Source organism: Pseudomonas migulae (assembly GCF_043225285.1).
GTDB classification, from domain to species: domain Bacteria; phylum Pseudomonadota; class Gammaproteobacteria; order Pseudomonadales; family Pseudomonadaceae; genus Aquipseudomonas; species Aquipseudomonas migulae_C.
Genome location: NZ_CP171224.1, coordinates 5,000,841 through 5,025,684, shown reverse-complemented (window position 1 = coordinate 5,025,684; position 24,844 = coordinate 5,000,841). Strand labels below are relative to the sequence as shown.

Annotated in this window: 21 protein-coding genes; 8 read left to right on the top strand and 13 right to left on the bottom strand. The window is 62.2% G+C overall.

Annotated elements, in window-relative coordinates; genetic code table 11:
• The first annotated feature begins 166 nt into the window (after positions 1-166).
• Positions 167-1,600: a mechanosensitive ion channel domain-containing protein gene (locus ACF6ZU_RS23055; RefSeq protein WP_392887295.1), complete on the top strand. Its 1,434-nt coding sequence runs from the start codon at positions 167-169 to the stop codon at positions 1,598-1,600.
• Positions 1,601-1,726: 126 nt separating this feature from the next.
• On the opposite strand, the gene ycaC is transcribed toward ACF6ZU_RS23055, so the two are convergent.
• The 6 genes from ycaC to ACF6ZU_RS23025 all read right to left on the bottom strand — a co-directional run bounded on the left by ycaC (position 1,727) and on the right by ACF6ZU_RS23025 (position 7,606).
• Positions 1,727-2,353 (bottom strand): isochorismate family cysteine hydrolase YcaC, encoded by a 627-nt coding sequence (gene ycaC, locus ACF6ZU_RS23050; RefSeq protein ID WP_392887294.1) that lies wholly within the window; start codon positions 2,351-2,353, stop codon positions 1,727-1,729.
• A gap of 67 nt (positions 2,354-2,420) precedes the next feature.
• Positions 2,421-4,259, bottom strand: a complete 1,839-nt coding sequence (locus ACF6ZU_RS23045) for an amidohydrolase (RefSeq protein ID WP_392887292.1) — start codon at positions 4,257-4,259, stop codon at positions 2,421-2,423.
• Positions 4,256-4,846, bottom strand: a complete 591-nt coding sequence (locus tag ACF6ZU_RS23040) for an antibiotic biosynthesis monooxygenase (protein WP_392887290.1) — start codon at positions 4,844-4,846, stop codon at positions 4,256-4,258. Before ACF6ZU_RS23040 ends, ACF6ZU_RS23045 begins: the two co-directional genes overlap by 4 nt.
• Positions 4,839-5,255 (bottom strand): DoxX family protein, encoded by a 417-nt coding sequence (locus ACF6ZU_RS23035; protein WP_392887288.1) that lies wholly within the window; start codon positions 5,253-5,255, stop codon positions 4,839-4,841. Before ACF6ZU_RS23035 ends, ACF6ZU_RS23040 begins: the two co-directional genes overlap by 8 nt.
• Before the next feature lie 415 nt (positions 5,256-5,670).
• Positions 5,671-6,591 (bottom strand): LysR family transcriptional regulator, encoded by a 921-nt coding sequence (locus ACF6ZU_RS23030; protein WP_392887286.1) that lies wholly within the window; start codon positions 6,589-6,591, stop codon positions 5,671-5,673.
• A gap of 31 nt (positions 6,592-6,622) precedes the next feature.
• Complete coding sequence (locus ACF6ZU_RS23025) at positions 6,623-7,606, bottom strand: MBL fold metallo-hydrolase (protein ID WP_392887284.1); 984 nt, start codon at positions 7,604-7,606, stop codon at positions 6,623-6,625.
• A gap of 207 nt (positions 7,607-7,813) precedes the next feature.
• Here ACF6ZU_RS23025 and ACF6ZU_RS23020 point away from each other — a divergent pair, with 207 nt between their 5' ends.
• Positions 7,814-8,230: a helix-turn-helix domain-containing protein gene (locus ACF6ZU_RS23020; RefSeq protein ID WP_392887282.1), complete on the top strand. Its 417-nt coding sequence runs from the start codon at positions 7,814-7,816 to the stop codon at positions 8,228-8,230.
• A gap of 86 nt (positions 8,231-8,316) precedes the next feature.
• Positions 8,317-8,523 (top strand): hypothetical protein, encoded by a 207-nt coding sequence (locus ACF6ZU_RS23015; protein ID WP_392887280.1) that lies wholly within the window; start codon positions 8,317-8,319, stop codon positions 8,521-8,523.
• On the opposite strand, the gene ACF6ZU_RS23010 is transcribed toward ACF6ZU_RS23015, so the two are convergent.
• From ACF6ZU_RS23010 to ACF6ZU_RS23000, 3 genes are all read right to left on the bottom strand, one after another.
• Positions 8,520-9,962, bottom strand: coding sequence for a catalase (locus ACF6ZU_RS23010; protein ID WP_392887278.1), 1,443 nt, complete (start codon positions 9,960-9,962; stop codon positions 8,520-8,522). The two genes, ACF6ZU_RS23015 and ACF6ZU_RS23010, sit on opposite strands and share 4 nt — an antisense overlap.
• Positions 9,963-10,033: 71 nt before the next feature.
• Positions 10,034-10,858, bottom strand: a complete 825-nt coding sequence (locus ACF6ZU_RS23005) for an alpha/beta fold hydrolase (protein WP_392887276.1) — start codon at positions 10,856-10,858, stop codon at positions 10,034-10,036.
• A gap of 33 nt (positions 10,859-10,891) precedes the next feature.
• Positions 10,892-11,467 (bottom strand): flavodoxin family protein, encoded by a 576-nt coding sequence (locus tag ACF6ZU_RS23000; protein ID WP_392887274.1) that lies wholly within the window; start codon positions 11,465-11,467, stop codon positions 10,892-10,894.
• 475 nt (positions 11,468-11,942) lie between these two features.
• Here ACF6ZU_RS23000 and ACF6ZU_RS22995 point away from each other — a divergent pair, with 475 nt between their 5' ends.
• Positions 11,943-14,768, top strand: coding sequence for an ATP-binding protein (locus ACF6ZU_RS22995; protein WP_392887272.1), 2,826 nt, complete (start codon positions 11,943-11,945; stop codon positions 14,766-14,768).
• Between the two features lie 21 nt (positions 14,769-14,789).
• Here ACF6ZU_RS22995 and ACF6ZU_RS22990 read toward each other — a convergent pair whose 3' ends face one another.
• Together ACF6ZU_RS22990 and ACF6ZU_RS22985 are read right to left on the bottom strand one after the other, a co-directional pair.
• Positions 14,790-16,283 (bottom strand): ATP-binding protein, encoded by a 1,494-nt coding sequence (locus ACF6ZU_RS22990; RefSeq protein WP_392887270.1) that lies wholly within the window; start codon positions 16,281-16,283, stop codon positions 14,790-14,792.
• A gap of 179 nt (positions 16,284-16,462) precedes the next feature.
• Positions 16,463-17,413 carry a GlxA family transcriptional regulator gene (locus tag ACF6ZU_RS22985; RefSeq protein ID WP_392887268.1) on the bottom strand — a complete coding sequence of 317 codons (951 nt, stop codon included), beginning with the start codon at positions 17,411-17,413 and terminating at the stop codon, positions 16,463-16,465.
• Positions 17,414-17,726: 313 nt separating this feature from the next.
• Here ACF6ZU_RS22985 and ACF6ZU_RS22980 point away from each other — a divergent pair, with 313 nt between their 5' ends.
• Positions 17,727-18,449, top strand: coding sequence for a pirin family protein (locus ACF6ZU_RS22980; RefSeq protein ID WP_392887266.1), 723 nt, complete (start codon positions 17,727-17,729; stop codon positions 18,447-18,449).
• Positions 18,450-18,550: 101 nt separating this feature from the next.
• Here the strand turns inward: ACF6ZU_RS22980 and ACF6ZU_RS22975 are convergent, their stop codons facing one another.
• Positions 18,551-19,423, bottom strand: a complete 873-nt coding sequence (locus ACF6ZU_RS22975) for a LysR family transcriptional regulator (protein ID WP_392887264.1) — start codon at positions 19,421-19,423, stop codon at positions 18,551-18,553.
• 112 nt (positions 19,424-19,535) lie between these two features.
• Between ACF6ZU_RS22975 and ACF6ZU_RS22970 the strand changes: the two genes are divergently transcribed.
• The 3 genes from ACF6ZU_RS22970 to ACF6ZU_RS22960 all read left to right on the top strand — a co-directional run bounded on the left by ACF6ZU_RS22970 (position 19,536) and on the right by ACF6ZU_RS22960 (position 22,947).
• Complete coding sequence (locus ACF6ZU_RS22970; RefSeq protein WP_392887261.1) at positions 19,536-20,747, top strand: YbfB/YjiJ family MFS transporter; 1,212 nt, start codon at positions 19,536-19,538, stop codon at positions 20,745-20,747.
• A gap of 42 nt (positions 20,748-20,789) precedes the next feature.
• Positions 20,790-21,788, top strand: coding sequence for an NAD(P)H-quinone oxidoreductase (locus ACF6ZU_RS22965; protein WP_392887260.1), 999 nt, complete (start codon positions 20,790-20,792; stop codon positions 21,786-21,788).
• A gap of 202 nt (positions 21,789-21,990) precedes the next feature.
• Positions 21,991-22,947, top strand: coding sequence for an alpha/beta hydrolase (locus ACF6ZU_RS22960; protein WP_392887257.1), 957 nt, complete (start codon positions 21,991-21,993; stop codon positions 22,945-22,947).
• A 3-nt stretch (positions 22,948-22,950) separates the two neighbouring features.
• Here ACF6ZU_RS22960 and ACF6ZU_RS22955 read toward each other — a convergent pair whose 3' ends face one another.
• Complete coding sequence (locus ACF6ZU_RS22955; protein ID WP_392887256.1) at positions 22,951-24,765, bottom strand: ABC transporter ATP-binding protein; 1,815 nt, start codon at positions 24,763-24,765, stop codon at positions 22,951-22,953.
• Between the last annotated feature and the right edge of the window lie 79 nt (positions 24,766-24,844).

Below are 24,844 nucleotides of genomic sequence, written 5' to 3'. Positions count from 1 at the left end.
CTGCTCGCGATGGACGCCAACGATAACGCGGGCAGCCTGAATGAACGCTTTATCGTTAACCTCCATCGCGAGCAGGCTCGCTCCTACAGTTTGACCTTGTGAACCCGATCCCCTGTAGGAGCCGGCTTGCTGGCTCCTACAAAAACATCTATTCCGGAGTTTTTCCATGTCGCTCATCTACGGTCATCTGCTGTCCTGGAGTGTCTTGCTGCTGGTGATCGACGCCGTGCTCTGGCACGTCGCGCCGTTCAAGCATCGCGTTGCCCGGGTCGGTGTGCGCCTGGCGCTGTTCCTGATGTTCAGCGCGGTGATCATCAACGCCGGCGTCAGCCCGTTGCAGGCGCCACTGTTGGCAGACGATCGCGTGGCGCAACTGGGCGCGACAGCGTTGGGAATTCTCTGGTGGCTGTACGCCGCACGCGTGCTCACCGAAGTCATCGGCCTGGTGCTGATGCGCCGCATCGGTCACAGCGGTCGGCTGTTGCAGGACGTCATCGGCGCACTGGTGTTTCTGATCGCCATCGTGGCCGCCGCCGGTTATGTGCTGGAACTGCCGGTGAAAGGTCTACTGGCCACCTCCGGCGTGGTGGCAATCGTCGTCGGCCTGGCCTTGCAAAGCACCTTGAGCGACGTGTTTTCCGGCATCGTGCTCAACACCACCAAGCCGTATCAGGTGGATGACTGGATCGTGATCGACGGCGTCGAGGGCAAGGTACTCGACATCGACTGGCGCGCCACTCACTTGCTGACCAGCGCCGGCAGTACGGCGGTGGTGCCGAACTCGGTCGCGGCCAAGGCCAAGATCGTCAACCTCAGCCGCCCCGGCAACATGCATGGCGTGTCGATCAGCATCCAGGTGCCGAACCACATCCGCCCGCGTCGGGTGCTGGATGCACTGGATCGCACGCTCCAGGGCAGCAGCAGCCTGCTGCTCAATCCGGCGCCGAAAGCGGTGCTGAAAGAGGCCGGCGAAACCATGTCCGAATACGTGGCCAGCGGTTTCATCGCCGAGCTCGGCAAGAAAAGCGAAGTGCGCAATCAACTGTTCGACCTCGCCCATCGGCACCTCGAAGCGGCGGGTATTTCCCGGCAGCTCGACGGCGTAATCGAACCGACGACCCGCGCGCGGGCCTTGCTGGACGAGGTGAAAGTCTTCCGTTCCCTGAGCGAGGACGAGCGCGATCAAATGGCGCAATCGATGGTTGCGCAGCAGTACACGGCCGGTCAGGTGGTGCTGGAGTTGGGCGAAGTGCCGGACAGCCTGATGGTCATCGCCACCGGGGTGGTCAGCGCGACTGTGCCGGACGGTGCCGGGCAAACCGAGGCCGGTCGCATGGGACCGAGCGAGGTCATGGGTGAACAGAGCATCCTCACCGACACGCCGTCGCAAGCGACATTCACCGCGTTGACGTCGTGCATCATCTACCGGATCGACAAATCCCTGACCCGCCACTGCATGGAGCAGCGGGTTGAAGTGGGTCGGGCGTTGAACAAGTTGCAGGCGGTCCGGCAACAGAACAGCCGGCTGGCGTTGCTGGCGAAACCGGTGCCAATCAAGAAAGGCGGATTCCTGAGCTGGCTGCAAAAACGCCAGGCATGACGCAAATCCAAATGTGGGAGCGAGCCTGCTCGCGATGGTCGTTAACGGTAACGCGTTTTACCAGGATAAACGCGGCGTCCTCGAGTCCATCGCGAGCAGGCTCGCTCCCACAGGGGATGGGCGGACTTACTTCGAGGTGAGTACGGAGTAGCTGTTCATCAGGTTGCGATAGTTAGGAATGCGCGGTGACAGCAAGTTCGCCAGGCCTTCCATGTCGTTGCGCCAGTCGCCCTGCAGCTCGCACGCCACCGAGAACCAGTTGACCAGTTGAGCGCCCGCCGCCGCCATGCGCGCCCAGGCAGCTTGCTGTACGGTTTCGTTGAACGTGCCCGAAGCGTCGGTCACCACGAACACTTCAAAGCCTTCGGCCAGCGCCGACAGCGTCGGAAAAGTCACGCAAACGTCAGTCACGACACCGGCGATGATCAGTTGCTTGCGGCCAGTGGCTTTGACGGCCTTGACGAAGTCTTCGTTGTCCCAGGCATTGATCTGGCCTGGACGCGGGATGTACGGCGCGTCCGGGAACTGCTCTTTCAGCTCGGGAACCATCGGGCCGTTCGGGCCGCTTTCGAAGCTGGTGGTGAGGATGGTCGGCAGCTTGAAGAACTTGGCCACGTCGCCCAGGGCCAGCACGTTGTTCTTGAATTCGTTCGGCGAGAAATCCTGAACCAGCGAGATCAGACCGGTCTGGTGGTCGACCAGCAGGACAACGGCATCGTCTTTGTTCAGGCGCTTGTAAGGAACGTTGCTCATGTGAAACTCCTCGATGGATGGGTATTACATTGCGCGCCGACCCACAGGGCCGGCGCTTGTCTGATTGTCAGAAGGCGAAGCACGAGCAACCGAAGGCGCCCCAGAAACCGGCGAAATCGCTGACCGGCGCATTCGACAAACGCGCCTTTTCGTGGCTGTGGGCATGCACGCCGCACGGGCCGCTGCAATGGTGAACCTGCGCCTGTATCGGCGAGGTCGGGCGCCAGTGACCCGGCACCTTGACCACCGGCGACCAGTCCGGCAGCACCGGCACGCTGGCCGGCCCGAGTTTTTCGAAATCTCCGGCGGCGTACACCACCTTGCCGCCGACAACGGTCAACACCGATTCGATCCACTTGATCGCTTCTTCGTCGACGCTGAAAAAGTCCGCGCTCAGGGCGGCGACGTCAGCCAGTTGGCCGACCTTCATCTGGCCTTTCTTGCCTTGCTCGGAAGAGAACCAGGCACTGCCATGGGTGAACAGTTCCAGCGCGGTCTGCCGGGACAGCCCCTCGGCGTGCAGTTCAAGACCGCCGACGGTGCGACCGCTGACCATCCAGTACAGCGAGGTCCAGGGGTTGTAGCTCGACACCCGGGTTGCGTCCGTACCGGCGCCGACCGGCACGCCTTCGGCCAGCATGCGTTTGATCGGTGGCGTGGCTTCGGCGGCTTTGGCACCGTAACGCTCGACGAAATATTCACCCTGGAACGCCATGCGATCCTGAATCGCAATGCCGCCGCCCAGCGCCCTCACCCGCTCGATGTTCTGCGGGGTGATGGTTTCGGCGTGGTCGAAAAACCACGGCAAACCATTGAACGGGATGTCGCGGTTGACCTTCTCGAACACGTCGAGCATGCGGCTGATGGATTCGTTGTAGGTGGCGTGCAAACGGAACGGCCAACGCTGCTCGACGAGGTGGCGCACCACCGGCTCCAGTTCATCTTCCATGGTCTGCGGCAGGTCCGGACGCGGTTCGAGGAAGTCCTCGAAATCCGCCGCCGAGAACACCAGCATTTCCCCGGCACCGTTGTGTCGCAGGTAATCATCGCCCTGGTGCAGGGTCACGCTGCTGGTCCAGTTCTTGAAGTCGGTCAGCTCTTCTTTCGGCTTCTGGGTGAACAGGTTGTAAGCGATGCGCACGGTCAGTTGCTGGTCCTTGGCCAACTGCTCGATCACCTGGTAATCGTCCGGATAATTCTGGAAACCACCGCCGGCATCGATGGCGCTGGTCAGGCCGAGACGGTTGAGTTCGCGCATGAACTGGCGGGTCGAGTTGACCTGGTATTCCAGCGGCAACTTCGGCCCCTTGGCCAGCGTCGAGTACAGGATCATCGCGTTAGGACGGGCCACCAGCATGCCGGTCGGCTCGCCGTTGCTGTCGCGGACGATCTCGCCACCCGGTGGGTTCGGCGTGTTGCGGGTGTAACCGGCCACGCGCAACGCAGCGCGGTTGAGCAAGGCGCGGTCGTACAAGTGCAGCACGAACACCGGGGTATCCGGTGCGGCCTGGTTGAGCTCTTCGAGGGTCGGCATGCGCTTTTCGGCGAACTGGAATTCGTTCCAGCCACCGACCACGCGCACCCATTGCGGCGTGGGCGTGCGATCGGCCTGGTCCTTGAGCATGCGCAACGCATCGGCCAGCGACGGCACGCCTTCCCAGCGCAGCTCGAGGTTGTAGTTCAAGCCGCCACGGATCAGGTGCAAGTGCGAGTCGTTGAGGCCGGGAATGACGCAGCGGCCCTTGAGGTCGATGACCTGGGTGCCGGAGCCGCGCAGGGCCATGGCTTCGGCGTCGGTGCCGACCGCGACGAAGCGGCCATCGCGGATGGCGACAGCACTGGCGCGCGGGTTTTCACGGTCAACGGTATGAAATTGGCCATTGAACAAAATCAGATCGGCGTTCATCGCGTTTCCTTGGGCTGAGTGGAGGGGGACAGCCAAGGCGCAAACAAACGCGTCGCCATCGGCATGAACAGGTACACCACCGAAACGACGATGGTCAGCGTGATCAGGAACGTGGCGACCACGTAATTGGACAGAAATGCATTGAGCCGCAGCAGCGGGCCCCAGATCAGCGGCACCAGCAAGGTGTGCGGCAGGATCACCAGCAACGTCACCATGGCCTGCTTCCAGCGCGGCGGCGGCGAACCGGTTTCAGCCTGCGGGGCGAACCAGAATTCCTTGACCGGGTTGACCTCGGTCTGGTCGCCATCGGCGAGCATCGGCGTGGCTTCCTTGACCAGCTCCAGGCGCTGCGGCGAATCGAGCCAGCGCTGCATGGCGTCGGTGGAGCAAAAGCGAAGCACGCAGGTGTACGTGTCGAGCCCGGCGTTTTTACCGCGCATCACGTCCACGCCCAGGTGCCCGTCCTGCTTGCCGGCGATGCTGACGATATTGCGCAGCCAGGCTTCGTAGGGTGCTTCAAAACCGGCCTTGACCCGGTGCTTGATGACCAGGGTCACGACTTCTTCGAAAGGATGAGATTCAGGCATAACGCAAAGCTCCGGCGAATCGGACATTGAGCGCCAGCCGTCCCGGCCCGGCGATAAGAAGGCTGGTGAACAGGATCAACAGCAGCCAGCCGAACTGCCCTTCATCGAGGCTCCATTGCGGGTGCACGACCAGCAGTGCGACCAGCAGCACAGACAAAATCGGCAGGCACGCCAACCGTACAAACATCCCGGCGATGATCAGCAGCGGGCACAGCACCTCGGCAAATATCGCCAGCATCAACGTGACGTTCGCGCCGAGGTGAAAAGGGTCTTCGATGACCTGCAGTTGAGCGCTGTAGTTAAGCAGCTTGGGCAAACCGTGCACCCATAGCAGAAACAAACCGCCGCTGACCCGCAAAAAAAGCAGCCCGGTATCCTGAGCCCGTTGATCCCATCGCGAAGCGTTCATGGGGTACCTGCACGAATGAAAAACCACCGGCGTCAGAGCGCCGGGACGTCATTCGATAATGCAGGGAGCGAGGTGGGGAAAATTGAATGTACGTGCTCTTTTTCACAGGCATCGCACAGACCTTGTAGGAGCCGGCTTGCTGGCGAAAAATTTCGGAGGGTGTGGTGTTTTCGAGACCGCCATCGCCAGCAAGCCGGCTCCTACTAGGATTGGGTATATCTGGAGGAATTTGGTTGGCTGGCAAGCCACCTTCGCGAGCAGGCTCGCTCCCACAATGGCCCGTCGAATACCGATCAACTGTAGGAGCCAGCTTGCTGGCGATGGCGTCCGTGAAATCGCCATCGCCGGCAAGCCGGCTCCTACAGGGGGAGCGGTTACACCGGGGAGAATGGTGTCGGCCCGAAGGCCGCCACGGTCAGGCAGATAGCGGTAGAGGCCGGGACATGAACTCACTGATCCGCGAGCGCAACCAGCGCTCCGCCGGATCGTTGTCGTGCACCCCGCTCCAGGCCATCGACAGCTGCGCGGCATCGATGGGAAACGGTGGGTCCTCAGCCCGCAACGCACACCCTTCCACCAGGGCGCACGCCGCATAATCCGGTACGGTGGCGATCATTTCAGTGCCCGCGAGCAACGCACGCAACCCGCTGAACTGCGGCACGCCCAATACCACTCGACGGCTGCGGCCCACCTTGGCCAGGTCCAGATCGATGTTGCCGCTCAGGTCACCGGAGAACGACACCATGGCATGCGGTCGTTCACAATATTCGTCGAGGGTCAGCGTCCCGGGGCGTTTGTCGCCGCGCAGCACCTTGCAGGGAATGTCGCGCAATTTCTTGCACTTGGCATTCGCCGGCAAATCCGTGGTGTAGCTCACCCCCACGGAGATTTCTCCCGAGGCCAGCAAGGCCGGCATCAGCAGGTAGTTGGCGCGACGCACCACCACCACGATCCCCGGCGCCTCTTCCTGCAGTTGCCGCAACAATGGTGGAAACAAACCGAACTCGGCGTCGTCCGACAAACCAATGCGAAACACATCGCAGCTGGTCGTCGGATCAAATTCCTTCGCGCGGCTGACCGCCCCGGAAATCACATCCATCGCCGGCTGCAATTCCTTGAGAATCGCCAACGCCCGCGCGGTCGGCTCCATGCCCCGGCCATTGCGCAACAACAACGGATCGTCGAACAGATCCCGCAACCGCCCCAGCGCCGCGCTCACGGCCGGCTGGCCCATGAACAGTTTTTCAGCGACACGGGTCAGGTTCTTTTCGAACATCAATGCTTCGAAAATCACCAGCAGGTTCATGTCGACGCGACGCAGATCGTTACGGTTCATAGGCACGGTTTCCTTGTGAGGGCTTCGGACTTTACTCGATCAGCGGAACTTTGGCCGCACGTTTGTACGGGCCGTATTCAACCGGTACCCACTGAAAGTGTTTGCCCTCTGCGGCGATGTGACCGATGCCCGGAAACGGCAGGTGCGCGGCGGTCACCCAGGTCTTGCTCGCTGCGGCATCGCTGAACACTTTGGCGCGACTTTTGATCGCTTGCTGGCTGTTGACGTCGAAGCCGATCGAGACTTCCGGATGCAGGAACTGCACTGCGAGGTTATGCACCAGATCGCCCATGAACAGAATGCTCTGGCCCTGGGAGGTGAAGCGATACGTGGTGCTGCCCGGCGTGTGCCCGCTTTCCAGTGTGGCCTCGACACCCGGCACCGGCGACTGGCCGGCGTCGAACGTCTTGAAACGCCCCGCCGCGACATAGGGTGCCGTGGAATCCTGGGCGATCTTGAAATAGGGCTTGGCGCCCTCGGGGGCTTTGGCCAGCGCCTGAGGATCGAGCCAGTAATCGGCTTCTGCCTTCGCCGCGTAGACCGTGGCATTGGCGAATATCGGTTTTTTCTCGCCATCGACCAGTCCGCAGACATGGTCCAGATGCAGGTGGGTCAGCAGAATCGTGTCCACTTGCGAAGGCTCGTAACCCGCCGCTTTCATGTTGTCCGAGAGCATGCCGGCCGTGGCGCCGATGCACTGGCCGGCACCGGTGTCGACGAGTATCAGTTGCTTGCCGGTGTTGACCAGAAACGCGTTGAACGCGGTTTGTACGCCGGGGGTTTCAATCGAGCGACGAGCCAGCAACGCACGGATCTGACTTTGGGTCAGGCCCTTGAGCAGTTTCGGCGACAGGTCGTTGTAGCCATCGAACAGTGCCGTCACCTCAATGTCGCCCACCGCCAGGCGGAAGTAGCCGGGCGCCTGGGTGCCGACTTGCGCCGGCGCTTGAGCCGCAGAGATTCCTGACACCAAGGCCATCGCGAGGCCCAACGCGCCCACCAGAGAATGTTTCATGCCGTCACCTTTGATCGAGTCATAAAAGCAGCCCCTAGGGTCCGCCGAATGACACCGATCATGCACGCCAACACGTCCTGGAAATTGCAGCAATGTGCTGAGTTAGCGATGTTGTGCGCCGTTGCACAGCAGCAGAATTAACAACGTTTAACTCGCCGGTCAGAGCGCCGCGACCAAGAATGAAGCTCACCGACACGGACATTTGTCATGGCTCATTCCCAGCAAAACGCCGCTCGCGCGGCAATCACTGAAACGCCAAAGAAAACCACCGGCGGCCTGACCCCGTGGCGTGAAAGCCTGGCCAAGCAGCTGATCCTGGATCGATTGAGCGAGACCGTCGAAGTGACCGAACTGGCGCGAGCCTGTGCGCTCTCGCGCAGTCATTTCTCCCGCGCCTTCAAATGCAGCACCGGCCTCTCGCCCCAGGACTGGATTCGCCAGCAGCGCATCGCCCGCGCCAAGCAATTGATCCAGAGCACCGACCTCAGTCTCACCCAGATCAGCCTCGAATGCGGCTTCTGCGATCAGGCGCACTTCTGCCACATCTTCACCCGCAGCGAAGGCATCAACCCGTTCGCCTGGCGCTGCCGGGCCGTACGCCCGCTGGCGCGCAATAATCTGTAGGAGCCAGCTTGCTGCGGGCGGCGTTCCGACGATGGCGATTTCACGGACGCCATCGCCGGCAAGCCAGCTCCTACGGGATCGGGGGAATGTTCGAAAAAGTCGGCACGCTGCAAATCTGTAGGAGCCAGCTTGCTGGCGATGGCGATTTCACGGGCGCCATCGCCGGCAAGCCGGCTCCTACAGGGGGCGGGGGAATGTTCGGGATCTGGGCATCACGCAAAATCTGTAGGAGCCAGCTTGCTGGCGATAGCGATTTTGCGGACGCCATCGCCGGCAAGCCGATCGCGTGCTAACCCAACGGCACCAACCGCTCCAACGCCTCGGCCACGCCAAACCCGTACGCAGGATCAGCCTTGGTGCAATTGTCGATATGGCGTTGACGAATCGCCTGCGGCACGCCGTTCATGGCCCGTGCGGTGTTGTCGAACAGCAGCTGTTTGCGCACCGGATCCAGCAAGCGAAACAGATTCCCCGGCTGCTCGTAATGATCCTCTTCCAGCCGGTGATCATAGTGTTGGGCAAACCCTTCCAGCGGCAGCGGCGGTTCAGACAACTCTGGAGAATCCTGCCACTCACCCACACTGTTCGGGAAATAACTGGCGGTGCCTCCCAGGTTGCCGTCGGTGCGCATGGCGCCGTCACGATGGTAGCTATGGGTCGGGCAGCGTGGCGCGTTGACCGGGATGTGATTGAAATTCACCCCCAAGCGATAACGTTGGGCATCGCCATAGGAAAACAGCCGCGCCTGGAGCATGCGGTCCGGCGAGAAACTCACCCCCGGCACCACGTTGGCAGGCGAAAACGCCGCCTGCTCGATCTCGGCGAAGTGGTTCTCGGCGTTGCGATTGAGCTCCATCACGCCCACGTCAATCAGTGGAAACTCGCCGTGCGGCCAGACCTTGGTCAGGTCGAACGGGTTATGCCGGTAGGTGTTGGCCTGTTCCTCTGTCATCACCTGAATGCACAGCTTCCAGCGCGGGAAATTGCCCTGCTCGATGACTTCGTACAAATCCCGCAGATTGCTTTCGCGGTCCTTGCCGACCACCGCTTCAGCCTCGGCGTCCGAGAGGTTTTCGATGCCCTGCTGGCAGACAAAATGAAACTTCACCCAGACGCGTTTGTTGTCGCGGTCGATCAGGCTGAAGGTGTGGCTGCCGAAACCGTGCATGTGGCGGAAGCTGGTGGGAATCCCGCGATCGCTCATCACGATGGTCACCTGGTGCAGCGCCTCGGGCAGCAGGGTCCAGAAATCCCAGTTGCTGGTGGCGTTGCGCAGGCCGGTGCGTGGGTCGCGCTTGACCACGTGGTTGAGGTCGGAGAAACGCAGCGGATCACGGAAGAAGAACACCGGCGTGTTGTTGCCGACAATGTCCCAGTTGCCTTCGTCGGTGTAGAACTTCACCGCGAAACCCCGGATATCACGCTCGGCATCCGCCGCGCCGCGTTCGCCGGCCACCGAGGAAAAGCGCACGAACAGCGGCGTTTCCTTGCCCACTGCGCTGAAGATATTGGCTTTGGTATAGCGGGTAATGTCATGGGTGACCGTGAAGGTGCCATAGGCCCCCGCCCCCTTCGCGTGCATCCTGCGTTCCGGGATCAGTTCACGGTCGAAGTGCGCGAGTTTTTCCAGCAGCCAGATGTCTTGCAAAAGCGCCGGTCCACGAGGGCCGGCGGTCTGGATATTGAGGTTGTCGGCCACCGGTGCGCCGGTGGCGTTGGTCAGCTTTTTCATGGTCTGTACTCGAAGGATTCGGCTCATCAGGAGCAGGAACGGCGCGGATCTACGCCCGCGCCGAGGGCACATCAACCCTTGAGGAACGCCAGCAGGTCAGCGTTGAGCTGATCCTTGTGGGTGTCAGTCAAGCCATGGGGCGCGCCGGGGTAGACCTTCAGCGTAGAACCTTTCACCAGTTTTGCCGAAGCAATGCCGGCGGCCTCGATCGGCACCACCTGGTCCGCGTCGCCGTGCACCACCAGCGTGGGGATGTCGAACTTCTTCAGGTCTTCGGTGAAATCGGTCTCGGAAAACGCCTTGATGCAGTCATAAGCGTTCTTGTGGCCAGAGGTCATGCCCTGCATCCAGAACCAGTCGATCATGCCCTGAGAAGGTTTGGCGTCGGGTTTGTTGAAGCCGAAGAACGGACCGCTGGCGAGGTCGATGTACAGCTGCGAACGGTCGGCCAGGGATGCCTGGCGAATACCGTCGAACACTTCGATCGGCAGGCCGCCAGGGTTGGCTTCGGTCTTGAGCATCAGCGGCGGCACCGAGGAAATCAGCCCCGCCTTGGCCACACGCCCGGTGCCGTGGCGACCGATGTAGCGCGCCACTTCGCCACCGCCCGTGGAGAAGCCGAACAGCACGGCATCTTTCAGGTCCAGCAATTCGATCAGTTGCGCCAGGTCATCGGCGTAGGTGTCCATGTCGTTACCGGCCCACGGTTGACTGGAGCGACCGTGACCGCGACGGTCGTGGGCGATGACCCGATAGCCTTTCGAGGCGAGGAAGATCATCTGCGATTCCCAGCTATCGGCGTTCAGCGGCCAACCATGGCTGAAGACGATGGGCTGACCGGTGCCCCAGTCCTTGTAGTAGATCTCGGTGCCGTCTCGGGTCGTGAACGTACTCATGCAAATGTCTCCGTAGCGAGGGTTGGGGGTGAATCAAACCGGTGAGTGGCTCATGCGTTCAGCCAGCCGCGCGACGCGCTCGCCCAGATGCGCAGCGGTGCAGCGGTCTTCGGCGGGTGGAGCGAATTCGGGGGACTGTTCGACGTTCGACTGCGCCATGGCGCCCAGCGAGCTGCCGAGGCGGTTCAGCTGGCCATCGAACACGCCAGTGCCGGAGCGCGCCGGCAGCAGATCGAGGCCCACCCAGATCATCGAATGCTGCGCGGCGAACACCGCCATCTGCAGCAAGGTGTTGAGTTTGTCGCCGCACAGGCAGCCGGAATTGGTGAAGCCCGCCGCGAGCTTGTCGCGCCAGGGCTGGGCGAGGTAGAACGCCGCGGTGGCTTCCATGAAACCCTTGAACGCTGCCGAGGCGCTGCCCATGTAGGTCGGCGCGCCGAAGATGATCGCGTCGGCGTTGTGCAAGCGCTCCCAGTGCTGCTCGACGTCCTCGACCGAAATCAGCTGGCAGGTGCTGCCCGCGTGCCGCTCGACGCCTTGGGCCACGGCCTCGGCCATGACACGGGTGTGCCCGTAGCCACTGTGATAGACCACCACTACGTTGCTCATTCCGTCGTCCTCATGACGAATAAATCCCCTTTCACAACACTGCCCCCTGTGGGAGCGAGCCTGCTCGCGATGGCGGCCTGACAGCCCATCACTTCTAGCGAACATCCCCAAAACCCTTGTAGGAGCCAGCTTGCTGGCGATTGCGGTGCATCAGTCGAAGTTGTCGGCGACTGGTACATCGCAATCGCCGGCAAGCCGGCTCCTACAGGTTGAGCAGTTGCGGTGCTGGAGTTTTGGGCGTAGACCAGACCCTGCACGAGTTAAACGTTGTTAATTTTCCCTGGCGCGCCAAAAACCCCGACGCCTTGGGCACCCGCACCGCGCCCAGTAAAACCGCGAAGAACGTTGAGGATCGGAAACCGCCAGTCCAGGTGAACACCCTGCAGTCAGCTGGCCAGCGCATTGCGCGAATGAACAAACCTGACGAATATGCTCACAACCCCCGTACCAGACGGCTGCAAGCAGGAGCAACCCGTTGACCCTTCCACCCGAACAGGCCCTCCATTTCGGCCCCTACCGGATCTATCCCGGACAACGTCTGGTGATGGAGGCCGACCAGCCCCTGCGCCTGGGTCGGCGTGCCATGGACATTCTGTTGATCCTGCTGGAACACGCCGGAAACGTGGTCAGCAAGCAAGAGCTGATCGCCTGGGTCTGGCCCAAAAGCGTGGTCGAGGACATCAACCTGCGGGTGCACATGGCCGCCTTGCGCAAGGCCCTCGGCGATGGTCAGGCCGGTCAGCGCTACATCGTCACCGTGGCCCAGCGCGGCTACAGTTTTGTCGCGCCATACTCGCTGGAGCACATCGAGCAACCGGCGACGAATCAGACGTTGCCCCCGAGTGGCCACAACCTGCCCGTGCGGCGGACCCGCATGATCGGCCGGCAATCCCTGGTCGACAGCCTGATGGTGCAACTGTCTCGCCAGCGCTTCATCACCCTCGTCGGCCCCGGCGGGATCGGCAAGACCACCGTGGCCCTGCGCGTCGCCGAGCAACTGATCGGGCGCTACCGGGACGGCATCCGCCTGCTGGACCTGGCGCCGATCAACGATCCGTCGATGATCAGCGCTCACCTGGCCACCTTGCTCGAACTGTCCTTGCACGACGACGAGCCGATGAACGGCCTCGCCACATTTTTGCGTGACCGGCAGATGCTGCTGGTGATCGACAACTGCGAGCACCTGCTCGACGCCATCGCCCTGCTCAGCGAAAGCATCCTGCGCGCCGCGCCCGAGGTGCACATCCTGGCCACCAGCCGCGAGAGCCTGCGGGCCGAGGGCGAGTTCGTCCAGCGCCTGGAATCACTGGACTGCCCGCCGCCCATCGCAGTGCTCGACCGCGCTCAGGCCCTGACCTTTTCCGCGCTGCAACTGTTTGTCGAACGGGCGATGGCCAGCCACGACAGCTTCGAACTGAACGATGACGAGTTGCCGCTGGCGATTGAAATCTGCCGGCGCCTGGACGGCATTCCACTGGCGATCGAACTGGCCGCCGCGCAAGTCGGCAGCCTGGGTGTGCACGGATTGCTGACGCAACTGCAAGGCAGTTTTCGTCTGCTCGCCCAGGGCTGTCAGTCCACGCTGGGCCGGCACCAGACGCTGCGCGCCACGCTGGACTGGAGCTACGAGCTGCTCAGCGCCTGCGAGCAAACCTGCCTGCGCCGGTTGGGTGTATTCAGAGGCGGCTTCACTCTGGAATCGGCGGCAGCGGTGATCGTCGGCGAACACATCGCCCCGCGTGAAGTGTTTGGCTCGATCACGCAATTGGTGGCCAAGTCGCTGCTGAACGTGGAAGTGGGCGACGAAGATGTGTTCTACCGCCTGCTCGACACCACGCGCAGCTATGCCCTGGAAAAACTCGACCTGGCAGCCGATCTGGCGGGTACCCGGGAGCGTCATGCCGAGCGTTGCCTGGCCCTGATGCATCCAGCGCAACACGACTGGGAGCTGATTCCGACAGGCACCTGGATCGAGCGTTATGCCCGTGGCCTGGAAGACATTCGCTCGGCCCTCGACTGGGGTTTCAACACGCAAGGCCCAGAGGCTTTGGCGATCCGCCTGACCGCAACATCCACACCGCTATGGCAGGAACTGTCGCTGCTCAAGGAGCACGGTGTGTATGTGCGCAAGGCGCTGGCCCTGCTCGACGCCTCGCCCGAACCCTGCCCTCGCCTGGAAATCGCCCTCAAGCTAGCCCTCGGCAGCTCCTGCTATCACTCACAGGGCGGCACGGCGGAAACCATCGAGGCGTTTGTCAGTGCCAGGACCCTGGCCCGACAGTGCAACGACCTGCCCGGACAATTGCGCGCGGTGTCCGGCCACATGGCGGTCAACCTCAGTTGCGCGAACTATCAGATGGCTTTGGCGCAGAGCCAGCAATTCGATCGCCTCGGATTGCACGGCGATGCGGTGTTGTCCCTCAGCACCCACCGCTTGCGGGTGCTGGCGCTGCACTTCGCCGGGGACCAGCCCCAGGCGCGGCTGAATGCCGAGCAGGTGCTGCAGCGCATGGCCCAGAGCGGGCACCTCAACCGCTTCACCCATGGTTTTGGCGTGCAGTACGACCAGAGCGTCGCCTCACTGACCATTCTCGCGCGCATTCTCTGGTTGCAGGGTCAGCCGGAACAGGCCTGGCGCACCGCCCGACAGGCGCTGGACATCGCGATCCAGATCAACCACGGCACGTCCATCTGCTACACCCTGGCGCTGGCCGGTTGCCTGATCGCGCACTACAACGGCGATGCGCGCACGGCCCGTGAACTCCTGCGCCTGCTGCTGGAGCAAGCGCAGAAACATTCGGTGCTGCTGTTCTACACCTGGGCCCGGCACTACGCGCAGGTGATCGATCGCACCGCCACACCGCTCCCACTTCAACCCGGCACGGGGCTGATCAAGGACATCATGGTCACGCTCGACAGCGGATTCGTCGATGACGACCTGCTGCAACGCGCAGACACCGGCACGGCGGGCTGGAGCACCGCTGAGATCCTGCGCGCCCGGGCCGATGAACTGCTCGCTGAAGATTGCCCGGTGCAAACCGCGGCCGCCGAAGCCGTGCTGATCCGCGCGTTGAACGTGGCGAAACACCAAGGTGCCCTGGCCTGGGAACTCCGCAGCGCCACCTCGCTCGCGCAGATGTGGCAACGACAGGGGCGGCATCGACAGGCGCTGACGTTGCTGACGCCGATCTACAACCGGTTCACTGAAGGTTTCGCCACGCCGGACCTGCGAAAAGTACGCCGACTGCTCGACGAACTTCAGCGCACCTGTAGGAGCGAGCTTGCTCGCGATGGTCTTTAACGATGATGCGTACTGTCTGGATTAACGCGTTGCCTGTGCGTTTTTCGCGAGCAGGCTCGCTCCTACAGGTGAATGCGTGCGGCTGATGTAATGGGCGTAACGCATTTCAAAGGTCCGCAACTCACCGCTGTGTTCAAGCTTTTCCAGGGCGTAGCTGCGTGTGGTGTTGAGGAAACGGTAACGGCTCAGGCCACTGCCCTGCTCCAGCGACAGCAACGACTTCAGCGCCAGGCCTTCCACGACTTCAGCCAGACGACCGGGCAACAGCGCTGCGCCTCCCAGCACGCCAATCGCCGCATCCAGCGTGAAGGCCTTTTTGAACACCGCCAGACGCTGCAACACGGTCTGCTCCAGCGGGCAGAGCTGTTCATAGCTCCAGTCCAGCGCCGCTTTGAGAGTCTGATGCCGGGGTACGGCGGTGCGTCGCCCTTGGGTCAGCAGCTCAAAACAGTTGTCGAGCTGGGCTTGCAGCCCCACCAGCGCCAGCGCATCGATCTGCGCGGCCGCCAGCTCGATGGCGAGTGGCAGGCCATCGAGCCGGCGGCAGATTTCGCGCACGCCCTTGAGGTCCTGTTCGCGCAGGGTGAACCCTTGCTGGCGAGCGCGGGCGCGGCTGACAAACAACTGCACCGCAGAATAGCCCATGGCCTCGGCCACACTGTGCAGCGCCGACGCCGGCGGCACCGCCAGTGGTGGCAAATGCTGGACCGTTTCCCCCGAGGCCAGCAAGGGCACACGACTGGTCACCAGAATGGACAGCCGCGGGGCCGATATCAGCAAGTCTTCGACCAATGCCCGGCAGCGCTCGTGCAGGTGCTCGCAGTTGTCCAGCACCAGCAACGCATGCCAGTTCGCCAGGGTATCCAGGGTCGTACCGACGTCCAACTCAAGCGTGCGCGTCAGTTGATCGACCACTTGCGCGGGGTCATCGATCGCCGCCAGATCCACCAGCCAGACGCCATCCCGATAATGCTGCAAGAGCAACTCGGCGACGCGCAGCGCCACGGTCGTCTTGCCGATACCGGCGGGCCCGACCAGCGTCATCAGGCGCCGAACCGGTAACTGACGAACCAGGCTGCCGACGATCGAGTCGCGGCCGGTCACCGGGGTCAGCCGCGCGGGCAAATTGTGCTGGGTTTCCTGCACGGTCTCGATCGACGCCAGCGAACCCGCCGGCACTTGCTGCACCGGCGCGATAAAGCTGTAACCGCGCTGGGGAATGTTGACGATGTAGCGCTGCCCGTTCTGCCCGTCGCCCAAGGCACGGCGCAGCGCGGCGATGTGCACCCGCAGGTTGATTTCCTCGACCACCGAGGTCGGCCAGACGAGCGCAATCAGCTCGTCCTTGCTGACGACGGTGCCTGCGCGCTGGACCAGAACCTGCAGAATCTCCAGGGCCCGCCCGCCCATGCGCAGCGGCCGGTCACCTTCCAGGATCAGGCGTTGCCGCAAGTGGAAAGCGTAGGGGCCGAATTGCAGGACCGTATCGCTGTGGATGTCTGTGAGGCTGTTCATGCTCATTCACGCGTGCAAACCCGAGGCAACTCAACAGACAGCAAAATCTGTCGCGCGCCAGACTCGCACACCTCCATCGAAAAGAGTTCAACGGGTATCTTCGCAGGCCTCGGTGACGGAACAACTGCCACGGGGGGAGCGTCACGGCCATCCCGGTGCGCTTAACGGACAAGAAGGCTCTAGCTGAACTGTTCGCGGTATTGGGTCGGGGTCAGGCCGAGCTTTTCGCTGAACAGGAAGCGCATGTGCCGCACGCTGCCGAAGCCGCTTTTGAAGGCCACGGTCTTGAGCGGCAAGTCACTGGTTTCCAAAAGATTTCTGGCGTGGTCAATGCGGGCGCTTTGCAGAAACTCCATCGGGGTCATATTCACTTCCCGGGCGAACACCCTGGCGAAATGACGGGCGCTCATGGTGGCCAGGCTCGCCATGCGCTCGATGCTGAACGCTTCGTCGAGGTGTTCGAGCACATGATTTTGCACGCGGGTCACCGCGGTTTCATGGGGCGCGACGGTCGCCATCAACGGACTGAACTGCGCCTGCCCGCCTTGGCGTTTCATCACCACCAGCAACACCTTGGCTACGTCCTGGGCGACTTTCTTGCCATGGTCCTCGGCGACTACCGCGAGGGCAAGGTCAATGCCGGCGGTGACGCCGCCGGAGGTAATGAGGTTGCGGTCCTGCACGAAAATCTGGTCAGTCTCCACCGTCGCCCTCGGGAAGCCCTTGATCAGCCGCTCGGTGTAATGCCAGTGCGTGGTCACGCGATACCCGTCGATCAGGCCGGCATGCCCCAGCACAAACGCGCCGGTGCAGATCGAGCCATAACTGCCGGACCGGGCGACAGCCCCTTTGAGCCAGGCAAGCAGCGGCGGATGTTTTTCGTTGTAGGCGCCGGGGCCGCCCGGCACCAGCAACAGGTCATAGGCTTGATCCGCCTGAGCAATGTGCACATCAGCGTGAACATTGACGCCGTTGGAGGCACGCAACGCGCCCGATTCGGTGCCGATGGTCGACAGTTCGTAACGCTCGGCGGGGGGCAGATAACGATTGGCGATGGAAAACACCTCCATCGGCCCGGCCATGTCGAGCAGGAGAAAGTCGGGAAACAGCACCATAGCCACGGTTTTCATCGTTTACACATCACTTCAAATCAATAAAAGAACACTGGCCGTACCTCGACCTGTAGGAGCCGGCTTGCCGGCGATAGCGGTCTATCAGCCAATGCTGTTGGCGACTGACACACAGCTATCGCCGGCAAGCCGGCTCCTACAGGGCGAGGTATGGCGATGCTTCATTATGGCCAAGTGTGACGGGAACAGCCTGTTTATTATTGTCAACTATAAGGGGACAGTATTTCAATTTTCATCTACTTATTGCACCAAAGGATAACCATTAACCTTCTCCTCACTCGGACGAATCAACGTCCCCTCAGGAGATTTCATCATGCTGACCCTTCGCAAAGCTTCCGATCGCGGCTTGGCCAATCACGGTTGGTTGAAGTCCTTCCATACCTTTTCCTTCGCCAACTATCGCAACCCGAAAGAACAGGGTTTCTCCGATCTGCTGGTGATCAACGATGACCGCGTCGCGGCCGGCAAGGGCTTTGGCCAGCACCCGCACCGCGACATGGAGATTTTCTCCTATGTGCTCGAAGGCGCGCTGGAACACAAGGACACCCTGGGCACCGGCTCGGTGATCCGCCCCGGCGACGTGCAGCTGATGAGCGCCGGAAGTGGCGTGGCACACAGCGAGTTCAACCACTCGGCAACGCGTGGCGTGCACTTCCTGCAAATCTGGATCGTGCCGGATGTCAGCGGTGCCAAACCGCGCTACCAGCAAGAGCATTTCAGCACCCAGAAAAAACGCGGGCGTCTGCAACTGATCATTTCTCCCGAGGGGAAAAACGGCTCACTGAAGGTGCGTCAGGATGCACGGGTGTACGCCGGACTGATCGATGGCAAGGAAAGCGCCACGCTGGAACTGGCCGCCAATCGCTATGCCTACGTGCATGTGGCGCGCGGCAGCGTCGAACTCAATGGCATGCAACTGAAGGAAGGCGATGGCGTGCGGGTTCGGGATGAGCAGCTGTTGACCTTGAGCAATGGCGTGGATGCTGAAGTGCTGGTGTTCGATTTGCGGCCGCAAGAACTGCCTGAAATGCCGTAACTTCTCTGTAAGAGCGAGCTTGCTCGCGATGGATTCAAAAACGACGCGTACACCCTGAAACCAAGCGCTATCGTTGACGACCATCGCGAGCAAGCTCGCTCCTACAAAGCCTCGGCGAACCCTTCGACTATTTCATCGATCACCACCCGCACCCTGGCGGTATGCCGCAAGTCCGCGTGCGTCACCAGCCATACGTCATACGGCAACGGCCGCGTGCGCTCCGGCCACAGCCGGACCAGCCCGTCCCGCTCCCCCATGTACACCGGAATTTCCCCCAGCCCGATGCCCGCAGCAATGGCTCGGCGCACCAGCAGGCTGGAACTCAGGCTCGAGACAATGCGCCCGCGCCCCAGCGGTTCCGAGACCAGGGTCATGTCCTTATTGCCCTGCAAGTAAGGCTGATACACCACCAGATCATGCCCCTCGAACGCCGAACCCGGCGCCGGCTCGCCGTGGGCGTCGACGTAGTCCCGCGATGCAAACAACCCCACCGGCCACCGGGCGATGCGCCGGGCGATCAGGTCCGGGTTATCCGGGCGAGTATTGCGCACGGCGATGTCGGCCTCGCGTTTCGCCAGGCTGAGAATCTGCGTCGAAGCGTCCAGTTGCACCCGCACATCGGGGTGTAGCGCATGCAGGCGGGCAATCGCCGGGATCAGGAAATCGATGGCCATGGAATCCGTGGTGCTGACCCGGACGATGCCGGTCAATCGGTCGTCCAGGCCTTGAATCTGGCGCTGCAGCTCCAGCGCGGAATGCTCCATTTTCTCCACGGCCTTCAACGCCGCTTCGCCGACGGCCGTCAGCGCGTAGCCTTCGGATGTGCGCAGAAACAGCGTCGCGCTCAAGGACTTTTCCAGCGCCGTGATCCGCCGGCCGACGGTGGCCTGATCAACCCCCAGCACCCGCGCGGCGCCCCGGAGCGTCGACTCCCGGCACACGGCGAGAAAAACCCGCGCATCATCCCAATTCATACCCGCCTCCACTGATGCATATTCGCATCACCATAACGCAAACTCGCTGCGCTATTGCAGCAACAATTCTAGATAAGCTGGGCACCAGAGAAAAATCCACTGGAGAGCGCCCATGCTCAGCACATCCACCACCCCGCGCAGCGCGATCTGGCTGCCCATATTCGCCGGCCTCTGCGCCAGCCTGGTCAGCATCGGCCTGGCGCGGTTCGCCTATACGCCGCTGATTCCTTCGCTGATCCAGGCCCACTGGTTTTCCGCCAGTGACGTGGTCTACCTCGGCGCCGCCAACCTGGTGGGCTACCTGATCGGCGCCTTGATCGGTCACCCGCTGGCCCGCCGAACCTCCAACAAAAGCGCATTGCGCCTGATGATGCTGGCGGTGACGCTGTCGTTTTTCGCCTGTGGCTTTCCGTTGTCGGTGAGCTGGTTCTTCGGCTGGCGCCTGCTGTCGGGCATTGCCGGTGGTGCAATCATGGTGCTGGTCGCTGCCACCGTGCTGCCGCATGTACCGGCTTCCCGCCGAGGATTGGCCAGCGGTGCGATCTTTCTGGGTATCGGCCTGGGCATTGCCGGGTCGGGAACCATCGTTCCGCCGCTGCTGAGCCTGGGCTTGCAGGACACCTGGTTCGGCCTCGGTGTGTTGGCACTGGTACTGACCGCGGCCAGCTGGTTCGGCTGGCCTTCCGCCTCGCAGGCGGGTGCTGCCCCATTGTCGGATGAAACGCATGCGGTACCGACCGACCCTCAGGTTTATCTGTTGTTCGCCCAATACGCCTTCATGGCCGCCGGGCTGGTGCCGGCCATGGTGTTTTTGGTGGATTACGTCGCCCGTGGTCTCGGTGCCGGATCGCACGTTGGCGCGCTGATCTGGGTGATGTACGGCATAGGCGCAATCATCGGGCCGGTGAGCTACGGTTTTCTGGCCGACAAACTGGGCGCACGGTTGAGCATTCGCCTGGTGCTGGTGATCCAGGCCATTGCCGTGGGTTTGTTGTCGATTTCCAGTTCATTCACCGCACTGGCCTTGCTGGCGGTAATCCTCGGCTCGTTCCCGCCAGGCATCGTGCCGCTGGCATTGGCCCGGGTTCACGAACTGATTCCGAACCATCATCGCCAGCAGATCGCCTGGAGCCGCGCCACCGTGTCGTTCGCCACGTTCCAGGCGATTGCCGGGTTTGCCTATTCGGCACTGTTCAATACCAGCGGCGGTCATCACGGGTTGTTGTTCATGATCGCGGCGGGTGCCATTGTTGTGGCATTGCTGCTGGAACAGGGCATGCGCCTGGTGAACCGGGATAATCGGCTGCAACCGGCCTTGAACTGATGTGGTCCCACTTACTGAACACCTTCCAGACAGGACGCTTCCATGACGCTGCCCACCCGCATGACCCTGATTGAAATCACCGAACCCGGCGGTCCCGAGGTATTGAAACCGCGCGAGGCGCCCTTGCCCACGGTTAGCGCAAGCGAGGTGCTGATTCGCGTGCACGCCGCCGGGGTCAATCGCCCCGATGTGATCCAGCGCGCCGGCAAGTACCCGATGAAACCCGGCATGAGCCCGATCCCCGGCCTGGAAGTGGCCGGTGAAGTGGTGGCGGTCGGCAAAGACGTCAGCGAATTCATCGTCGGCGACAACGTCTGCGCACTGACCAACGGCGGCGGCTACGCGCAATACTGCGTGGCCCCGGCCAGCCAGACACTGCCGATTCCCCAAGGCATGGACTGGATACAGGCGGCGGCAGTCCCGGAAACATTCTTCACGGTGTGGGCGAATCTGTTCGACATGGGCGGCGCCAGCAAGGGCCAGCGCGCCTTGATTCACGGTGGCACCAGTGGCATCGGCACGACCGCCTTGATGTTGTGCCGCGAGTTCGGGGTCAAAGCCTTCGCCACCGCGGGCAGCGAGGAAAAGTGCGCGGCGATCCGCAAGTTAGGCGCAGAACCGATCAACTACCGCGATCAGGACTTCGCCCAGGTCATTCAGGAAAAAACCGCCGGCAAGGGCGTCAACGTGATCCTCGACATCATGGGCGGCTCGTACCTGAACGCGAACATCGCGGCGCTGGGCATGGAAGGCCGGCTGGTCATGCTGGGCTTCCTGGGTGGCGCCCACGCCAAAGATGTCGATCTGCTGGCGATCATGAGCAAACGCGCGATCGTGACCGGTTCGTTGTTGCGCCCACGCACCGCGGAAGAAAAAGCCTCGATTGCCGAGCAGTTGCGCGAGTATGTCTGGCCGGTCCTCGCGGCCGGGCGTTGCCTGCCGATGATCGATGAGGTTTACCCACTGGCGGATGCCGCGCAGGCGCATGCGCGGATGGAAGCGGGTGATCACATTGGCAAGATTGTGTTGCGGGTGGACTGATCTGCAATATGGAGCAATACAAATCACTGTAGGAGCGAGCTTGCTCGCGATGGTGTGTCAGGCGCCGCGATGTTGGCTGACACACCATCGCGAGCAAGCTCGCTCCTACAGGGGTCTCTTTGGACGACTGTCGAAAATGTTCCCACAACCCGGACGCTTCTGTTAAAAACCGAACTTCAGTGACTGACCGGTAGACCGCCCCATGCTCTCCCCCCTCCTCTCACTTCTGCGCCGTCGCTGGCTGACGACGCTGTGCATGGCCACGCTGATTGTCGGCCTGCCGGTGAGTTGCGGCGTGCTTCAACACACGGAGCGCGAACTGCTGTTTCGCATCGAACCGGGCACCGCAGGCTGGTACCGCGGTTTACCGACTGACGTGCAGGAATTCGACATCAAGCCCGCCAGCTTCAAAAGCGGGCAGAACCTGCATGCCTGGTGGTGGCCGGCCGCACGACGGGATGCGCCGTCGATTCTCTATCTGCACGGGGTGCGCTGGAACCTCACCGGCCAGGCCTTCCGCATCGAGCAACTGCGCGCCATGGGCTATTCCGTGCTGGCCATCGACTACCGCGGTTTTGGCCAGAGCAAAGGTGATCTGCCGTCGGAGGCCAGTGTTTATGAAGACGCCCGAGCCGCCTGGGAGCGCTTCAAAACGATGCAACCGGATCCCGGCAAACGCCTGATCTATGGCCACTCCCTGGGGGGTGCCGTGGCCATCGACCTGGCCGCGGATCTGGCCGCACAGGCGAAAAAGGACCACGCCGTCGTCCCGGTGCGCGGCCTGGTGATCGAGTCCACCTTCACGTCCCTGGGCGATGCCGTGGCGCAAGTGGCCGAAAGCAACCTTCCGGTGAAATGGCTTCCGGTACGCTGGTTGCTGTCGCAGAAATTCGATTCGATCGACAAGATCGTCGATATCGACATGCCACTGCTGGTGGTCCATGGCCTGGCGGACACGTTCATGCCTTCACGTTTCAGCCAACAGTTGTTCAACGCCGCCAGCGAACCCAAACGCCTGTTGCTGGTGCCCGGCGGTACACACAACAACAGCATGAGCCTGGGCAGCACCCAGTACCGCCAGGCGCTCGAAAACCTGATGAAGGCAAAACCGCCGCAAATGGCGGGGCCTGCAATCACCCGTGGCGCTCAGGACTCCTGACGGTTAGCGATAGCCTTGCGCCTGCAGGTTGAACAACTGCGCGTAACGCCCACCCGCTGCCACGAGGCTGTCGTGGTTACCTCGCTCAAGAATCGCTCCCTGATCCAGCACGATGATGTGGTCGGCATTGCGCACGCTGGAAAACCGATGGGAAATCAGCAGCGTCATGCGGTTTTCGGTGTGCGCGCTGAAATGCTCGAACACTGCCGCCTCCGCCGCAGGGTCAAGGGCCGAGGTCGGTTCATCGAGAATCAGGATGTCGGCGTCACGGCGCATGTAAGCCCGTGACAGGGCGATCTTCTGCCATTGCCCGCCGGACAGCTCCTGACCGCCAGCAAACCAACGGCCTAACTGTGTGGCATATCCACGGTCCAGCCGTTCGATGAAAGGCGCGGCCATGCCCTCGGCGGCTGCGGTCTGCCAGCGCTGTTCATCGTTGAACGCCAGGGTGTCGCCGACACCAATATTCTCGCCAACGGAAAACTGGTAACGGATGTAGTCCTGGAAAATCACACCGATGCGCCGCCGCAAGGCATCTTCTTCCCACGCCTGCAAATCGCTGCCGTCCAGCAGGATCCGCCCCTGATCCGGGCGATACAGCCGCGTCAGCAACTTGATCAGCGTGGTCTTGCCCGAACCGTTCTCCCCCACCAGCGCAACACTGTGCCCCGGCACCAGATGCAGATCGACACCTTCCAGCGCCGCGCGACTCGCGCCCGGATAACGGAAACCGACATTTTCGAAACGCAGGCCATCGCCGGGTAATGCCCCCACGGTCAGGCTGCCGGTGTCGGTCACCACGGGCTCGGCGAGGTATTCATAGAGGCTCGACAGATACAGCCCGTCTTCGTAAAGACCACTGATGGCGCTCAAGCTGCTGCTCACAGCGGTCTGTCCCTGCTTGAACAGCACCAGGTACATGGTCATCTGGCCGAGGGTGATGCTGCCGTGAACCGTATCGACGACTACCCACGCGTAAGCCAGGTAGAACGCCCCAGTTCCCAACAACCCCAGCACAAAACCCCAGCCATCGCGGCGCAAGGTCAACCGGCGGTCTTCGGCGTAGAGGCGCGCAAAAGTCTCGCGATAACGCTTCAGCAACAGCGGCGCGAAGCCGAACAGCTTGACCTCTTTGATGTAGGCCTCGTGGGAGAGGAGCGTCTCGATGTAGTTCTGCTGCCGACTCTCCGGTGCGCGGCGGGTGAACAGCCTGAACGCATCCCCGGAAAAATGCGCCTCGGCAAAGAACACCGGCAACGCACCGACCACCAGCAACACCAGTGCCCACGGTGAAAAATGCACCAGCAACACGCCAAAGCTGATCAGCACGATAAGGTTCTGGACCAGCCCCAGCGACTTCATCACCAGCGCCAAAGGTCGGGTCGACGCCTCACGCCGGACCCGCACCAGCTTGTCGTAGAACTCGGAGTTCTCGAACTGCACCAACGACAACGTCTGGGCCTTCTCCAGAATCATCGTGTTGACCTTCTGCCCCAACTGCACCCGCAACAGCGATTGCTGAACCGACAGCGCTCGCTGGGTCCCGGACAGCAAGGCGAGCACCCCCGCCTCGAACAGCACGTAACGCACCACCGGCCACAACGGCGCACTGCCCTGCTGCGCATGCAATTGCATGGCGAACACCACGGCGTCGACGATGCGCTGCCCCAGCCACGCCGCCAACGCCGGGAGCACGCCTGCGATCAGGGTCGCCAGCACCAGGCCCAGAAACAACCCGCGCGAAGTGGCCCAGACAAGGAGCAAGGCGCGTCTGGCCTGGTCGAGCAATGAGGTGACGCGGGAAAGGGGCGCAGGCATGTTTATCGGTTGCGCTTGCGCGGTCTCTCGAATTCTCTTCTTAAAGGCGGAGGGCCGATTGGAATCACCAATCCGGGGG

Coding starts and splice junctions, on each gene's coding strand:
- ACF6ZU_RS23035 (WP_392887288.1), bottom strand. CDS start 5,255: ATGAACGCTTCGCGATGGGATCAACGGGCTCAGGATACCGGGCTGCTT.
- ycaC (WP_392887294.1), bottom strand. CDS start 2,353: ATGAGCAACGTTCCTTACAAGCGCCTGAACAAAGACGATGCCGTTGTC.
- ACF6ZU_RS23005 (WP_392887276.1), bottom strand. CDS start 10,858: ATGAGTACGTTCACGACCCGAGACGGCACCGAGATCTACTACAAGGAC.
- ACF6ZU_RS23030 (WP_392887286.1), bottom strand. CDS start 6,591: ATGAACCGTAACGATCTGCGTCGCGTCGACATGAACCTGCTGGTGATT.
- ACF6ZU_RS23020 (WP_392887282.1), top strand. CDS start 7,814: ATGGCTCATTCCCAGCAAAACGCCGCTCGCGCGGCAATCACTGAAACG.
- ACF6ZU_RS22965 (WP_392887260.1), top strand. CDS start 20,790: ATGACGCTGCCCACCCGCATGACCCTGATTGAAATCACCGAACCCGGC.
- ACF6ZU_RS22970 (WP_392887261.1), top strand. CDS start 19,536: ATGCTCAGCACATCCACCACCCCGCGCAGCGCGATCTGGCTGCCCATA.
- ACF6ZU_RS22980 (WP_392887266.1), top strand. CDS start 17,727: ATGCTGACCCTTCGCAAAGCTTCCGATCGCGGCTTGGCCAATCACGGT.
- ACF6ZU_RS23055 (WP_392887295.1), top strand. CDS start 167: ATGTCGCTCATCTACGGTCATCTGCTGTCCTGGAGTGTCTTGCTGCTG.
- ACF6ZU_RS22960 (WP_392887257.1), top strand. CDS start 21,991: ATGCTCTCCCCCCTCCTCTCACTTCTGCGCCGTCGCTGGCTGACGACG.
- ACF6ZU_RS23010 (WP_392887278.1), bottom strand. CDS start 9,962: ATGAAAAAGCTGACCAACGCCACCGGCGCACCGGTGGCCGACAACCTC.
- ACF6ZU_RS23000 (WP_392887274.1), bottom strand. CDS start 11,467: ATGAGCAACGTAGTGGTGGTCTATCACAGTGGCTACGGGCACACCCGT.
- ACF6ZU_RS22985 (WP_392887268.1), bottom strand. CDS start 17,413: ATGAAAACCGTGGCTATGGTGCTGTTTCCCGACTTTCTCCTGCTCGAC.
- ACF6ZU_RS23045 (WP_392887292.1), bottom strand. CDS start 4,259: ATGAACGCCGATCTGATTTTGTTCAATGGCCAATTTCATACCGTTGAC.
- ACF6ZU_RS23025 (WP_392887284.1), bottom strand. CDS start 7,606: ATGAAACATTCTCTGGTGGGCGCGTTGGGCCTCGCGATGGCCTTGGTG.
- ACF6ZU_RS23040 (WP_392887290.1), bottom strand. CDS start 4,846: ATGCCTGAATCTCATCCTTTCGAAGAAGTCGTGACCCTGGTCATCAAG.
- ACF6ZU_RS22975 (WP_392887264.1), bottom strand. CDS start 19,423: ATGAATTGGGATGATGCGCGGGTTTTTCTCGCCGTGTGCCGGGAGTCG.
- ACF6ZU_RS22955 (WP_392887256.1), bottom strand. CDS start 24,765: ATGCCTGCGCCCCTTTCCCGCGTCACCTCATTGCTCGACCAGGCCAGA.
- ACF6ZU_RS23015 (WP_392887280.1), top strand. CDS start 8,317: ATGTTCGAAAAAGTCGGCACGCTGCAAATCTGTAGGAGCCAGCTTGCT.
- ACF6ZU_RS22990 (WP_392887270.1), bottom strand. CDS start 16,283: ATGAACAGCCTCACAGACATCCACAGCGATACGGTCCTGCAATTCGGC.